Source organism: Streptomyces sp. NPDC093795, from assembly GCF_044764665.1.
Taxonomy (GTDB): domain Bacteria; phylum Actinomycetota; class Actinomycetes; order Streptomycetales; family Streptomycetaceae; genus Streptomyces.
The window spans coordinates 438,906-452,816 of record NZ_JBIWIO010000001.1 but is presented as its reverse complement, the minus strand read 5'-3'; the positions used below and the strand labels follow the sequence as shown (position 1 = coordinate 452,816).

The window sequence follows — 13,911 nt, the reverse complement described above, 5'->3', positions numbered from 1 at the left end:
GCCGTACCAGGGACGATCTCAGGGCAGACCCTGATGTCCCGGGCGGGCCGAACGTGTGACGATCGGTGCATGTCCGCAGCCGCTCGTGTCACCGAGACCGACGAACCGCCCGTGCGCAGGCTCTACCGGAGCGCCGACGGGCGGTGGCTCGGCGGTGTCGCCCGCGGCCTCGCCGGACACCTCGGCCTGCCGGTCGTCTGGGTGCGAGTGATCTTCGTGGCCCTCTCCTTCACGGACGGCCTGGGAGTCCTGCTCTACGCGGCCTTCTGGATCGTCGTCCCGCTCGGCGTCGGCGGCCGGACCGCCCCGCGCCCCGTCTTCGAGACCACCCCGGACGGGCGCCGCAGACTGCGCAAGCCCGACCGGGGGCAGGTCTTCGCCCTGATAGCCCTGGCGATCGGCGGTGCGGTCGTCGTCGGCAACATCAGTGTCGACAACGAGACCGGACGGTACGTCTGGCCCGGCATATTGATCTGCGTCGGCGTCGTCCTGGTCTGGCGCCAGGCGGACAACGCCCGCAGGGCCAGCTGGAGCGACGCGGGAGGTCGCGGCCGCGCCTTCCACCTCGTCCGCGGACTCGTCGGCGTCGCCCTGGTCGGCACGGGCCTCGCGGTCTTCATGGTGGTCCGAGGTTCCGTCGCCCAGCTCGGCACGGCCCTCACCGCAGCCGTCGCGGTGCTCACCGGCATAGCCCTGCTCGCCGGCCCGTGGCTGGTCCGGATGTCGCAGGACCTCACGGAGGAACGGACCATGCGCATCCGCGCCCAGGAGCGCGCCGAGGTCGCGGCCCACGTCCACGACTCCGTGCTGCACACCCTCACTCTGATCCAGCGCAACGCCGACGACGCCGGCGAGGTTCGCCGCCTCGCCCGGGCCCAGGAGCGGGAGTTGCGGAACTGGCTGTACAAGCCCGAGGGCACCGGCAGGGACGAGGAGCCCGACACCCTCGCCGAGGCGGTGAAGAAGGCCGCGGCCGAGGTCGAGGACAAGCACGGAGTCCCCCTCGAAGTGGTCGTCGTCGGTGACTGCCCGCTCGACGACGGGCTGGTCGCGCAGATGCAGGCCGCGCGCGAGGCGATGGTCAACGCCGCCAAGTACGGTGGCGAGGGCGGGGCCGTGCAGGTGTACGCCGAGGTGGAGGGCAGCACCGTCTTCGTCTCGGTGCGGGACCGGGGACCGGGCTTCGACCTGGACGCGGTGCCCGAGGACAGGATGGGCGTACGAGAATCGATCATCGGCCGGATGCAGCGCAACGGCGGCACCGCCCGGCTGCGGTCCGTGCCGGGCGGGGGCACCGAAGTGGAGCTTGAGATGGAGAGGGCGGACGGATGAGCGACGAGACCGGGGCAGCGACCGGGGCAGCGACCGGGACCGAGGCGGGGGCGGCGGGAACGGAGCGCCGGGTGCGGGTGGTGCTCGTCGACGACCACCGGATGTTCCGCACGGGTGTGCAGGCCGAGATCGGCAGGACCGAGGTCACCGGCGTCGAGGTGGTCGGCGAGGCCGCCGACGTCGACCAGGCGGTCACGGTCATCACGGCCACCCGCCCCGAGGTCGTCCTCCTCGACGTGCACCTTCCGGGCGGCGGCGGGGTGGAGGTGCTGCGGCGCTGCGCGAGCCTGATGGGAGCGCCGGAGGACCCGGTCCGCTTCCTGGCCCTGTCGGTCTCGGACGCGGCCGAGGACGTGATCGGGGTGATCCGCGGCGGTGCCCGGGGCTACGTCACCAAGACGATCACCGGCACCGATCTGGTGGACTCGATTTTCCGGGTCCAGGAGGGCGACGCCGTCTTCTCGCCCCGGCTCGCCGGGTTCGTCCTGGACGCCTTCGCCTCGACCGACGCGCCCCCGGTGGACGAGGACCTGGACCGGCTGACCCAGCGGGAGCGGGAGGTGCTGCGACTGATCGCCCGGGGGTACGCGTACAAGGAGATCGCCAAGCAGCTCTACATCTCGGTGAAGACGGTCGAGTCCCATGTCTCGGCGGTGCTGCGGAAGCTCCAGCTCTCCAACCGCCACGAGCTGACCCGCTGGGCCACCGCACGCCGTCTGGTCTGAGCCCGTCGGCGCGGGGGTTCGGACCGGCGGAAGCGGGCCCTCAGCCCACCCGGGTCGCTCCGGCGAAGGGCATCTCGTCGATCGGGGCGACCCGGATCGGGGCGCCCGGTCGGGGGGCGTGGATCATCTGGCCGCCGCCGATGTAGAGCCCGACGTGGCTGATCCCGGAGTAGAAGAAGACCAGGTCACCGGGGGCGAGCTGGGAGCGGGAGACGCGCGTGCCGGCGTTGATCTGGGTGTACGTGGTGCGGGGCAGGGAGACGCCGGCCGCGCGCCAGGCCGCCTGGGTGAGGCCCGAGCAGTCGTACCCGGAGGGGCCCGTCGCCCCCCACACGTACGGCTTGCCGAGCTGGGCGCGGGCGAAGGAGATGGCCTCGGCGGCCCGCGCGTTCGGGGCGGTCACCGGTCCGCGCGCGCTCCCCGAGGAGCGGTCGGCCAGCACGGGGGCGGAGCCGCCGGAAGTCGTAACGACCGTGCCGCCGTACCCCGACGAGGTGCCGTTCCTCGCCGAGGTGCCGGAGCCGTCCCGGTCGGCCGTCGCGGCGGCCTCGGCCTCGTACCGGGCCCGTTCCTCCGCGGTCAGGCGGGCGAGCAGGGTCCGCGCCGCCTGGAGCTTGCCGACCACGGCCGCCTTCTGCCGTCGCAGTTCCGCCTCGTGTCCCCGCAGCGCGGTCAGGCGTACCTCCGACTCACCACGCAGCTGCCGGATCGCGGCGAGCTCGCGGCGTACGGCGCTGATCGTGGCGGCCTGCCGGTCCCCGGCCTTCTCGGCGAGCGCGGCCCGCTCCAGGTAGTCGTCGGGGTCGGAGGTGAGGGCGAGCTGTACCGCGGGGTCGAGGCCTCCGGACCGGTACTGGGCGGTGGCCACGGCGCCGAGCCCGGCCCGCGCGGTGTTGAGCCGCTGGGTCCTGCGGGCGGCCTCGTCGCGCAGCCGGTCGAACGCGGCGCGGGCCTCGTCCGCCTGCTCCTTGGCCCCGTTGTACCGCTCCGTGGCGACCTCGGCCTCCTGGTAGAGCCGGTCGGCCTTCGCCTTGACCTGGGCGGTGGTGGGCCGGGGCTCCGCGTGCCCGGACCCCTCGAAGAGCGTCGCTGTCGCGGCGGAGGCGAGAGCGAGGGTGGCGGTGGTGCGGACCGCCTGACCACCGAGGGGCGACTGCTTGGGTTTTCGGTGTGCTGCCACGAGGGCGGGTCACATCCTCTGCCTGGGGGAACGGGCCCACCGGGCCGACGGCGGGCCGCACAGGGGGACGGACCGCCGCCGGGTTTTCTCGGCGGGGGTGACCGACAACCGCCGGAGCGCCGACGGTGGTGGGGAGCCGGCCACCTGGTGAAGGACGCTAAACCTGGGGTCACGCCCGGATGGTGAGTTGACCGCTATTGGCGGGAGTTGACGGACCAGGACCGGTCCTGGTCGTCCGGGAAGACGGACCGGGAGACATTTCGGCAGTGGACCGACCGAAGCGCCGGAGCGGCTGGACCCGGCCCGACAGCGGTGCTAAGGCCCCGGTTAGGCTCCGCCTCATGGACGTACTCATCAATGTCTTCGTCGCCCTGCACATCATCGGTATCGCCTCCCTCCTCGGCGGGTTCCTCACCCAGATGAAGGCGATGGGAGCCGGTACGGCCCGCTTCAGCCCCGCGATGCTGCACGGCGCGCTGGTCATGCTGATCACGGGCGTCGCGCTCGTCGGCCTGAACCAGGCGGACGACCAGACCGTGAACAACGTCAAGATCGGCGTCAAGCTGGCGGTGCTCGTCGTCATCCTCGGTCTCGTCTACGTCAAGCGGGACGAGGAGAAGGTCGACAAGGGCCTCTTCGCCGCCGTCGGCGGCCTGACCACGGCGAACATCTTCATCGCGACCCTCTGGACGTGACGAGCGGCACCCCCGGAGCGGCCGTCGCCCCCTCGGGTGTGACCGGTTCCGCAGGCCCCGGAGGAAGGCAGGACCCGAAGGCGGGCCCGGATGTCGGTGGGGCGTCCTAGACTCGTGAGGCGATGAGCAGCCTCTTTGACGACAGCTTCCTGGCCGGTCTCCAGATGAACCACTCCTCGGAGGAGCCCCCGCCCCACCCCGAGGACGACCACCACGGCTCCCCGGCCGCGGAGGAGGTCCCGCACGACCTCTTCGGGGAGCACTTCGACGTGCCCCCGCCCGCCCGGGACGCGTACTACCGGGACGGCGCCCCCCGCCCCGTCGTGGACGCCGCCGCACTCCTGGAGGGGCTGAACGAGCAGCAGCGCGCCGCCGTCGTCCACACCGACACCCCGCTGCTCATCGTCGCGGGCGCCGGCTCCGGCAAGACCCGGGTGCTCACCCACCGCATCGCCCACCTCCTGGGCACACGGCATGTGCACCCCGGCCAGATACTGGCGATCACCTTCACGAACAAGGCCGCCGGCGAGATGAAGGAGCGCGTCGAGCAGCTCGTCGGACCGCGGGCGAACGCGATGTGGGTCATGACCTTCCACAGCGCCTGCGTCCGCATCCTGCGCCGCGAGTCGAAGAGGCTCGGCTTCACCTCGTCCTTCTCGATCTACGACGCCGCCGACTCCAAGCGGCTGATGTCCCTGGTCTGCCGCGACCTGGACCTCGACCCGAAGAAGTTCCCGCCGAAGTCGTTCAGCGCCAAGATCTCGAACCTCAAGAACGAGCTGATCGACGAGGAGACCTTCGCCGACCAGGCCGTCGACGGCTTCGAGAAGACGCTCGCCGAGGCGTACCGGATGTACCAGGCACGGCTGCGCGAGGCCAACGCCCTGGACTTCGACGACATCATCATGACGACGGTCCACCTGCTCCAGGCGTTCCCCGACGTCGCCGAGCACTACCGCCGCCGCTTCCGTCACGTCCTCGTCGACGAGTACCAGGACACCAACCACGCCCAGTACACCCTCGTGCGGGAGCTCGTCGGCACCGGCTACGAGGACCTCGGCCCGGCCGAGCTGTGCGTCGTCGGTGACGCCGACCAGTCGATCTACGCCTTCCGCGGCGCGACCATCCGCAACATCCTCCAGTTCGAGGAGGACTACCCGGACGCGACCACGATCCTCCTGGAGCAGAACTACCGCTCCACGCAGACCATCCTCTCCGCGGCCAACGCCGTCATCGAGCGCAACGAGTCCCGCCGCCCCAAGAACCTGTGGACGAACGCGGGCGCGGGCGCGCAGATCACCGGCTACGTCGCCGACACCGAGCACGACGAGGCCCAGTTCGTCGCCGACGAGATCGACCGGCTGACGGACGCGGGCGAGGCCAAGGCCGGGGACGTCGCCGTCTTCTACCGGACCAACGCCCAGTCCCGTGTCTTCGAGGAGATCTTCATCCGCGTCGGACTGCCCTACAAGGTCGTCGGCGGAGTGCGCTTCTACGAGCGCAAGGAGGTCCGCGACGTCCTCGCCTACCTGCGTGTCCTCGCCAACCCCGAGGACAACGTCCCGCTGCGCCGCATCCTCAACGTGCCCAAGCGGGGCATCGGCGACCGCGCCGAGGCGATGATCGACGCCCTCTCGCTCCGCGAGAAGATCACCTTCCCGCAGGCCCTCAAGCGGGTCGACGAGGCGTACGGCATGGCCGCCCGCTCGGCGAACGCCGTCAAGCGTTTCAACGCCCTCATGGACGAGCTGCGGACCGTCGTCGAGTCCGGCGCGGGACCCGCCGTCGTCCTGGAGACGGTCCTGGAGCGCACGGGCTACCTGGCCGAGCTCCAGGCCTCGACCGACCCGCAGGACGAGACCCGGATCGAGAACCTCCAGGAACTCGCTGCCGTCGCCCTCGAGTTCGAGCAGGAGCGCGGCGAGGAGCCCGCGACCCTGGCGGAGTTCCTGGAGAAGGTCGCGCTCGTCGCCGACTCCGACCAGATCCCGGACGAGGACGAGGAGGGCAGGGGCGTCATCACCCTGATGACGCTGCACACCGCCAAGGGCCTCGAGTTCCCGGTGGTGTTCCTCACGGGCATGGAGGACGGCGTCTTCCCGCACATGCGCGCCCTCGGACAGGCGAAGGAGCTGGAGGAGGAGCGGCGCCTGGCGTACGTCGGCATCACGCGCGCCCGTGAGCGGCTCTACCTGACGCGCTCGTCGATGCGCAGCGCCTGGGGGCAGCCCTCGTACAACCCGGCCTCGCGTTTCCTGGAGGAGATCCCGACCACGTATCTGGAGTGGAAGCGGACCGGTCCGATGGCGAAGCCCGCCGGGCCGACCTCGGGGATCACCTCCTCGCTCTCCTCCGCCCGCTCGCGCTCCGGCCCCTCGGGCTTCGCCACCCGGCGCGCCGGGGAGAAGCCGGTGATCTCCCTGCACGTCGGCGACCGGGTCACGCACGACCAGTTCGGCCTCGGCACGGTCATGACGGTGACGGGCGTGGGCGCCGACGCCCAGGCGACGATCGACTTCGGCGACGAGAAGCCGAAGCGGCTGCTGCTGCGGTACGCGCCGGTCGAGAAGCTGTAGCGCGAGAAGCTGTCGTACGTACGAGAGAGGGCCCCGGCCGAAAAGCCGGGGCCCTCTCTCCTGCGTACTGCGTCTACGCGCGGGTCAGTTGGTCGGGTCGAGGCCGTGGCTGCGCAGCCAGTCCAGCGGGTCGATGGCGTAACCGCCGCCCGGCCGGACCTCGAAGTGGAGGTGCGGGCCGGTGGAGTTGCCGGAGTCGCCGGAGTACGCGATGACGTCGCCGGCCTTGACGGTGCCGGAGCGGTACTTGGCGCTGCTGAGGTGGCAGTACCAGGTCTCGGTGCCGTCCGGGGCGGTCACGATCACCATGTTGCCGTAGGCGCTGTTGATCTGGGTGCGGACGGTGCCGTCCGTCGCCGCCCGCACGGGCGTACCGGTCTGCACGGGGAAGTCGATGCCGGTGTGCACGGACATCCAGTTGACGCCCGACTGCCCGAAGCGCGCGCTGAGCCGGTGGAGCTCCACCGGCAGGCTGAACTTGGGGCGCATCGCCTCCTTGCGGGCCGCTTCCTCCTCGCGCTTCTTCTTCTCGGCCGCCTGGCGGGCCTTGAGGTCGATGCGCTCCTGGGTGCGGCTGGCGCGTTCGCCGAAGTCACGGGCGTCGGCGCTGAGCGCGGCGAGCTGGGTGTCGAGCGCGCTGTTCGCGGCGACCTGCTTCACGGAGGCCGGGTCGGCGGCGGCGAGCGAGGTCGTGTCGTCCTTCTGCCCGCCGTCGGTGCCGGTTCCGGCCAGTCCGCCGACGGAGGCGGCGGCGATGCCGGCCACTCCCATGACGCAGGCGGAGGGCACGGCGACGGTCAGCAGCGCGGACCGCTTGGCGGGGGTACGGCGGCGGCCGCGGCCGCCGCCCGAGGAGCGGCGCACGGGGCGCCCGGCGGCGGGGGAGTCCGTACGGACCTCGACGGCGGGCTCGTCGTCGAGGCCGTCGAGGCCGTCGAGGTGGTCACGGTGGTCGAGTTCGTCGTGGCGGTCGTCGGCGGCCGGGGCGGCGGGGTCGTACGAGGCCTCGGTGCCGTCGTCGTCCGCGAGGGCGTCGGCGGCGTCCGTCCCGGTCTCGGCGACGTACTCGAACGCGAACTCGGCAGTGTGCTCGGCCCGCGGCACGTACTGGTGGGGGACGACCGGCTCGGCCTCCGGGGCCGTCTGGTTCCAGGCGGTCGCGTCGAAGGCGCCGGTGTCGGTCGCGAAGGCGGGGGCCGCCCACTGGCCGGTGGCATCGTAGGCCTCGTAGCCGTACGTGCCCTGGGCGGCGTAGGCGCCGGAGTGGACGGTCTCGTACGGGGCGGTGTGCTGGGCCTCGGTCCAGGCGGAGGCGTCCCACTGGCCGGTCGTGTCGTACGAGGGGGCGACGTGGCCGGCGTCGTAGGTCCCGGTCGTCGTGGCGTACGTGCCGGTGGCCGCGTGGGCGCCGGTGATGTCCCAGGACCCGGTGGTGTCCGACTGGCCGGCGGTGTTCCACTGGCCGGTCGTGTCGTACGGCCCGGTCGTGTCGTACTGCGGCGCGGTGGTCTCGTACTGCGCGGTGGTCCCGTACTGGCCCGTCGTGCCGTACTGCGAGGTGTCGTACTGGCCCGTCGTCCCGTGCGCGCCGGAGGCGTCGTACCCGCCGAGATCCCACTGGCCGCTGTGGTCGGCCGAGTTGTCGGCGTACGCGCCGAACAGGGGGTCGATGGCGAAACTGCCGGTGGAGTGGGCGCCGTCTCCGACGTACCCGGCGTGGGGGTGCTGGTCGTTCACCAACGTCTCTCTCGCCTCGGCAGCAGGACCAGTCCGGGGCGACCCGACGAGGGGTGTCCCGGGGGTAAGCAGTGGCGCGACTGTACCCGGCGGTATGCGCAGCCGACAATCTTCGGAAGGGTTTGCGGCCGCAGGAAACGGGCAATCGGCCGTGTTTCGCCAGCTCACGGGCAGAGCTTTGGCCTTGTGTTCGAGAAACGTTCGAAGAACGGCGTCGGAGTGTCAGGCGACGGAGCTCGCGCCGGGCTCCTCCGCGCCGGCCGCCCGTGCCTCGGGTCCACCCGCGTCGAGAGCCTCTCGCACCCCGACGGCCACCGTCGGGTGCACGGGCAGCGCGAGATGGCCGATACCGCTGACGCGGACGTTGTGCACGAGGAGGTCGGGGTGGTCGAGACGGGCCGTCTCCACCGGCACCATCACCCGGTCGAGGTCGCTCCAGAAGCTGACGAACCGGGTCCGGCAGCCGGGCGAGGGCCCGGCGAGCTCCCGCAGCACCTCCGAACCGGGGCGCATCTGCCGGACCAGCGGGTGCGCGTCGGCGAGCGGGGCCACGGTGGTGCCCGCGTGCGGGGTGCCGAGCATGACCAGGGTGCGCACCCGGCTGTCACCGCCGAGACGCTGTACGTAATAGCGGGCGATGAGTCCGCCCAGGCTGTGTCCGACGATGTCGACCTCGGCGTGGCCCGTACGGGCGCGGATCTCGTCCACGCGGCGACCGAGCTCCTCGGCGGCGGCCCGCAGGTCGCAGGTGAGCGGAGAGTAGTTGAGCGACTCGACGCAGTGACCATGCCGGGTGAGTGAGCGGCGCAGCAGGACGAAGACCGAACGGTTGTCCACGAGCCCGTGCAGGAGCACGACCGGGCGCCGGCCAGAGGTGATCGCGGCCGGGGGGCCGGTGGGCGCGAGGCGCTCGGCCACGATCCCGGACGGGTACAGGACGAGGTGTCCGGTGAGGATCGCGAGCTCCAGAGCGGTGGCCCTCATCAGGGCGGTGACCTTGGTGAGCTCCATGGCCGGCCTCCCGAACGGTGCGCGGGGCCGAACGGTTCCCCGGTGCGCCGTGCCTCCGCGCCGCACGGACGGCGGCACGGAGGCACGGCGGACCTCGTCGCGGCTCCTGTGCGACGGGCCCCGCTTGCGGCTGGTGGGCCCAGGAGTAGGGCCCGAAAGCGGGGACCGACGCAGAGCGAACATGTCCCACGTGTGATTTCCCCCTCGCTCGCCTCCGCGAAACGGCCGGGTGCGGGATGCTGGAGATAACGTTCGTTCACCTCCCCGGCAATCAGGCGCGGGGGTCGCATGTGGAGGCAGTGATGGGTGTGAGCGGTCCGATCCGCGTGGTGGTCGCCAAGCCGGGTCTCGACGGTCACGATCGCGGGGCCAAGGTGATCGCGCGAGCACTCCGCGACGCCGGCATGGAGGTCATCTACACCGGGCTCCACCAGACGCCGGAGCAGATCGTCGACACCGCGATCCAGGAGGACGCCGACGCGATCGGCCTCTCGATCCTCTCCGGTGCGCACAACACGCTCTTCGTGAAGGTCCTGGAGCTCCTCAAGGACCGCGACGCGGAGGACATCAAGGTCTTCGGCGGCGGCATCATCCCGGACGCGGACATCGCGCCGCTGAAGGAGAAGGGCGTGGCCGAGATCTTCACGCCGGGCGCGACGACGACGTCCATCGTCGACTGGGTGAACGCGAACGTCCGCGTGGCCGCGTAGCGCGCGACGCGGGTGGTACGGAGCCGCCGGGTGCGGTTCGTACGGCATGCCGTTCCGCCTTCAGGGCCCTCCCCCCGACCGGGGAGGGCCCTTCGCCGTGTCAGGGGGCCGTCGGTACGGACGGCGCTCGCGGTTGCGGGGGTGTCGGCGGTTCCGTGAGTTCTGCTCTCATCGCCGCGCGCAGGCGGAGCGTGGAGACCAGGCGCTGGAAGGCCTCGGACCAGTAGCCGCCCGCGCCCGGCGAGGTGTCCTCCGCCTCGTCCGGCCGGGCCGTCAGGGCTTCCAGCTGCCGCGCGGCCTCCGGGGCGAGGCAGCGCTCCGCGAGGCCCATCACCCCGCTGAAGCTCCAGGGGTAACTGCCCGCGTCCCGCGCGATGTCGAGGGCGTCGATCACCGCACCCCCGAGCGGCTCCGCCCACGGCACCTCGCAGACGCCGAGCAGCTGGAACGCCTCCGACAGGCCGTGGGCCGCGATGAACGAGGCGACCCAGAGTGCCCGCTCGGCCGGTGACAGCGTCGACAGGAGCTGGGCCCGCTCGGCCAGCGAGGAGGTCCCGGGGCCCGTCGCGGGGGGTGTCGCGGGGGAGCCGAGCAGCGCGCGCGACCAGGCCGCGTCCCGCTGCCGTACGGCCGCCCGGCACCAGGCCGCGTGCAGCTCGCCCTGCCAGTCGTCGGCGACCGGCAGCGCCACGATCTCCGCGGGACCGCGCCCCCCGAACCTGGGCGGCCAGCAGGACAGCGGAGCGGCCTCGACGAGCTGGCCCAGCCACCAGGACCGCTCGCCCCGCCCCGCCGGAGGCGTCGCCGTGAGACCGTCCCGCTGCATGGCCGTGTCGCACTCGTGCGGGGCCTCCACGGTGATCGTCGGCGACGGGGCCGTCCGGTCGAGGCCGACGCAGGAGACGGCCCGGCCCGCCATCCGGGCCGCGAGGGCCGAGGCCGGCAGGGCGGAGAGCAGCTCGGCGGCGGTGGCGCGGACGTTACGGCTGCGGTCACCGAGGGCCGCCTCCAGGAACGGCTCGTCCGCCCCGGAGAGCGCGGTGCGCAACGAGTCCAGGAACATCAGCCGGTCCTCCGCCCGCTCGGCTGACCACGTGGACGCGAGGAGGGCGAGTCCGGCCGCCGGGTCGTGCGTCCGTACGGCGACGAGCAGGGCGACCCGCTCGGCGAACAGGCCCTCGTCCCACAGGGCCCGCACGCCCTCCGGGTCGTCGGGGGCCGGGAGGGAGCCGCCCGCGCCCGCACCCCGGAGGGCGAACCTCCACTCGGGGTTGAGCCGGGCGAGCCACAGGCCGCGGGGCCCGGCGAGGCGAAGGGCCTGGGGCCGCAGGTCGGTGCGGGCCCTGGCCGCGTCGAGGAGGGCGGGCAGGGTGGCGGCGGGGGCCCTGTACCCCCGCTCGTTGGCGAGGGCCAGCCACTGCGGGAGCAGTTCGGCGAGGTCGGGAGCGGCCCCGCGCCGCCCGGCGGGCGAGGGCGCGGTCCGGCCGGCGAGCAGCTGGTCGAGCCGCCGCCCGGCCGCCTCGGGCAGCGGTCCGCGCGGGTCGTCGGGCGCGGGCTCCGGCGGTGCCGCGGCGGGCCCGGGCCGCAGCCCTGCCCTGCGTCGTACGGTGTGCAGCGCGGCGGCGTCGAGCAGGGCGCCCGGGAGGTCCGCGCCCGCCACCCCGGAGAGCGAGGCGGGCGCTCTCCGGTCCGTACCGAGCAGTGCCGCGGTGACGAGCTCCTCCCAGACGCCGTCCGCACCGGGGCTGCCGCCGGCGGCGGGAACGGTTGCCTCGGGAACGGCGGCGGTGAGCACAGTGGCCTCGGTAACGGTGCCGTCGGCGGGCGTCGTGGCCTTCTCCATCGGTCCTCCGGGCGGCAGGTCGTGGGCCGTGGGCTGGGTCGTACGGAGGGTCATATGAGCGGGACCGTCTCTCCCGGGGCCTCCGGGGACCAGGCGGCGAGCGGGGTGAAGCCCCGGTGCCCACACTCCCCGAAGACGGTGACCGGGGCGCCGCCCGACAGGGCGACGAGGCGCCAGAGTCCGGGCCGGGACTGGGCGGTGGGCGTCAGCGGCAGGGCCTCGCGGCCGTCCGCGTCGGCGAGCTGCCAGCCGTACTCCGCGCGCGCGGGAACGACCCCGCTCAGCGTCACGGGCCAGGAGTCCAGCCAGGGGTCCTCGGTCAGCGCGCGGCCGTACGCGTCGAGGGCCTCGCCCACCGGCCCGCCCGGCGGCGGGGACGCGGGGCGGGCGACAGGGACGAACTCCTCGCCCGGCTCCGCCCGCAGCTGACCGGAGCCCGCGTGCGGGGTCACCTCCCCGTCGAGCACCGAGCCGACCGGCAGCGCGAGCCGCGGAGGCCGGCCGGCCGGGCCGAAGGAGAGCAGCAGCGCCGTGCGTCCGCTCGACGTGCCGTGCAGCCAGATGCGCCGGGTGGTCAGCCGGGCGTCGGCCGCGTCGTACTGCGCGAGGACGAGCCAGTGGTCGCGCACCGGGGTGCCGCCGGCCGGGGCGGTGAGGCCGACCCGGGTCCGTACGGTCGTCGCGAAGGGGGCGGGCAGCCGGTCGGCGGTCAGCCAGGCACGGTCGAGGAGGTGGGTCAGCGCGCACTCCTCCAGGAGTCGCACCGGCCAGCCGGGCCCCGAGCCCGGTATCGAGCCCAGCTCCCTGACGCGGCCCGCGAGTCCCGGAGCCTGGGCGTCGACCATGCGGGCCGCGGTCTCCTCCCACAGCCCGTAACCGGACTGCTCGGCCGCGGCCAGGCCGCCGCGCAGCAGGTCGGCGAGCCGCTGCTCCAACTCCTGTGCGCCCGAGGTGATCCGCGAGGCCCTCCGCTCGGCTCTGCGGCGCGCCGCCTCGGGGTCGGCCGGGCCTTCGGGGGCGGCGCCCCCGGTCCGCCGGGCCTGGCCCTGGGCGCGGCCGCGCCGGGCGGTGAGCCATGGCCCGGCCCAGTCGGGCACGGTGGCATCCTCGAACGCCGCCCCGTCCGCCGCCTGGAGCAGCAGCAGACCGAGCGCGTGCTTGCAGGGGAACTTCCGGCTGGGGCAACTGCAGGTGTACGCGGGGCCCGTGGTGTCGACCACCGTCCGGTACGGCGAGCTGCCGCTGCCCTTGCACACACCCCACACCGCGCCGCCGTCGCAGCCCGTGCCGGACCACGGCCCGGCCGTGCCGAGCCTGCTTCCCGCCCTGCGCGAGGCGTCGTCAGGAGCCAGTGCCAGCACCTGCTCGGCCGTCATGTGCACCCCCATGGCATTCATGTCTCCGACGGTAGAGGCCGCCACTGACAACGCCGCTGGCCTGGGGAGTTGGGGCGCGCGGGGTGACCGGGGGCAATTTGACTTTACTCTTCCTTTACGGTTGCCTGCCCGGGCCAATCGATCCGCATCACGCGTCCAGGGGAACCCCATGAAGCGCATTGCCCGCACCGCCGTCTCGGCCCTCGCCGTCGCCGGCCTCGCACTCGGCCTCGGCGCCTGCACGGAGGCCGCAGAGAAGGCCGCCGACCAGGTCGACAAGTCCGTCAACGAGTCCTACGAGGTCACGTACGAGGTCACGGGCAAGGGAATCGAGTCCATCGACTACCACGCCGGTGACGGCACGGCGATGGAGCCGAAGGTCCAGTCGGAGAAGAAGCCGGCCACGCCGTGGAAGAAGACGGTGAAGCTGAGGGGCATCATGCCGCCGGCCGTCATGCCGGTCTCCCTCACCCCCGCCGACCTCACCTGCAAGGTCATCTACCAGGGCAAGGTCATCAAGGAGGCCAAGGCCGAGCAGGCGATGGCGGGCGGCTGCGTCGCCGTCTCCCCGGCCGTCGGCTGACCCTCCGTCACCCCCGCCCGGCCTGGGGCGGACTGACTTTCCCTCTCCCCTCCAAGCGCCTCTGACCAGCGCGGACATCCGATTGTCAGTGGCATGGTGCACGGTGGATCACACAGCAGGTCGAACGATCTGGAGGGGGATCC

Annotated in this window: 11 protein-coding genes; 6 read left to right on the top strand and 5 right to left on the bottom strand. The window is 73.0% G+C overall.

What is annotated here, in order from left to right; translation table 11 throughout:
* Positions 1-69: 69 nt before the first annotated feature.
* Positions 70-1,332 (top strand): PspC domain-containing protein, encoded by a 1,263-nt coding sequence (locus ACIRB7_RS02125; RefSeq protein WP_403591080.1) that lies wholly within the window; start codon positions 70-72, stop codon positions 1,330-1,332.
* A complete protein-coding gene (locus ACIRB7_RS02120) occupies positions 1,329-2,057 on the top strand; it encodes a LuxR C-terminal-related transcriptional regulator (protein ID WP_403591078.1) in 729 nt (242 codons plus the stop codon). Before ACIRB7_RS02125 ends, ACIRB7_RS02120 begins: the two co-directional genes overlap by 4 nt.
* A 40-nt stretch (positions 2,058-2,097) precedes the next feature.
* Here ACIRB7_RS02120 and ACIRB7_RS02115 read toward each other — a convergent pair whose 3' ends face one another.
* Positions 2,098-3,237, bottom strand: coding sequence for an NlpC/P60 family protein (locus ACIRB7_RS02115; RefSeq protein ID WP_403591075.1), 1,140 nt, complete (start codon positions 3,235-3,237; stop codon positions 2,098-2,100).
* Between the two features lie 341 nt (positions 3,238-3,578).
* Here ACIRB7_RS02115 and ACIRB7_RS02110 point away from each other — a divergent pair, with 341 nt between their 5' ends.
* Together ACIRB7_RS02110 and pcrA are read left to right on the top strand one after the other, a co-directional pair.
* A complete protein-coding gene (locus ACIRB7_RS02110; RefSeq protein WP_403591072.1) occupies positions 3,579-3,932 on the top strand; it encodes a hypothetical protein in 354 nt (117 codons plus the stop codon).
* A 122-nt stretch (positions 3,933-4,054) separates the two neighbouring features.
* Positions 4,055-6,508: a DNA helicase PcrA gene (gene pcrA / locus ACIRB7_RS02105; protein WP_403591069.1), complete on the top strand. Its 2,454-nt coding sequence runs from the start codon at positions 4,055-4,057 to the stop codon at positions 6,506-6,508.
* 84 nt (positions 6,509-6,592) lie between these two features.
* Here the strand turns inward: pcrA and ACIRB7_RS02100 are convergent, their stop codons facing one another.
* Both ACIRB7_RS02100 and ACIRB7_RS02095 read right to left on the bottom strand, forming a co-directional pair.
* Entirely contained in the window at positions 6,593-8,245 is a 1,653-nt protein-coding gene (locus tag ACIRB7_RS02100) for a M23 family metallopeptidase (protein WP_403591066.1), read from the bottom strand.
* Between the two features lie 222 nt (positions 8,246-8,467).
* Positions 8,468-9,256 (bottom strand): esterase/lipase family protein, encoded by a 789-nt coding sequence (locus ACIRB7_RS02095; RefSeq protein ID WP_403591063.1) that lies wholly within the window; start codon positions 9,254-9,256, stop codon positions 8,468-8,470.
* Between the two features lie 302 nt (positions 9,257-9,558).
* Here ACIRB7_RS02095 and ACIRB7_RS02090 point away from each other — a divergent pair, with 302 nt between their 5' ends.
* Entirely contained in the window at positions 9,559-9,966 is a 408-nt protein-coding gene (locus ACIRB7_RS02090) for a cobalamin B12-binding domain-containing protein (RefSeq protein WP_030549125.1), read from the top strand.
* Between the two features lie 100 nt (positions 9,967-10,066).
* Here the strand turns inward: ACIRB7_RS02090 and ACIRB7_RS02085 are convergent, their stop codons facing one another.
* On the bottom strand, positions 10,067-11,809 hold the full coding sequence (locus ACIRB7_RS02085) for a DUF5691 domain-containing protein (protein WP_403592444.1): 1,743 nt from the start codon (positions 11,807-11,809) through the stop codon (positions 10,067-10,069).
* Positions 11,810-11,859: 50 nt separating this feature from the next.
* Entirely contained in the window at positions 11,860-13,206 is a 1,347-nt protein-coding gene (locus ACIRB7_RS02080; RefSeq protein WP_403591060.1) for an SWIM zinc finger family protein, read from the bottom strand.
* A 148-nt stretch (positions 13,207-13,354) separates the two neighbouring features.
* On the opposite strand from ACIRB7_RS02080, the gene ACIRB7_RS02075 reads away from it, so the two are divergent.
* On the top strand, positions 13,355-13,768 hold the full coding sequence (locus ACIRB7_RS02075; protein WP_403591057.1) for a hypothetical protein: 414 nt from the start codon (positions 13,355-13,357) through the stop codon (positions 13,766-13,768).
* Positions 13,769-13,911 lie beyond the last annotated feature (143 nt).

Bases quoted from the DNA above. Each gene is read 5' to 3' on its own strand.
- ACIRB7_RS02110 (WP_403591072.1), top strand. From the start codon at position 3,579: ATGGACGTACTCATCAATGTCTTCGTCGCCCTGCACATCATCGGTATC.
- ACIRB7_RS02085 (WP_403592444.1), bottom strand. From the start codon at position 11,809: ATGGAGAAGGCCACGACGCCCGCCGACGGCACCGTTACCGAGGCCACT.
- ACIRB7_RS02075 (WP_403591057.1), top strand. From the start codon at position 13,355: ATGAAGCGCATTGCCCGCACCGCCGTCTCGGCCCTCGCCGTCGCCGGC.
- ACIRB7_RS02090 (WP_030549125.1), top strand. From the start codon at position 9,559: ATGGGTGTGAGCGGTCCGATCCGCGTGGTGGTCGCCAAGCCGGGTCTC.
- ACIRB7_RS02120 (WP_403591078.1), top strand. From the start codon at position 1,329: ATGAGCGACGAGACCGGGGCAGCGACCGGGGCAGCGACCGGGACCGAG.
- ACIRB7_RS02095 (WP_403591063.1), bottom strand. From the start codon at position 9,256: ATGGAGCTCACCAAGGTCACCGCCCTGATGAGGGCCACCGCTCTGGAG.
- ACIRB7_RS02125 (WP_403591080.1), top strand. From the start codon at position 70: ATGTCCGCAGCCGCTCGTGTCACCGAGACCGACGAACCGCCCGTGCGC.
- pcrA (WP_403591069.1), top strand. From the start codon at position 4,055: ATGAGCAGCCTCTTTGACGACAGCTTCCTGGCCGGTCTCCAGATGAAC.
- ACIRB7_RS02080 (WP_403591060.1), bottom strand. From the start codon at position 13,206: ATGAATGCCATGGGGGTGCACATGACGGCCGAGCAGGTGCTGGCACTG.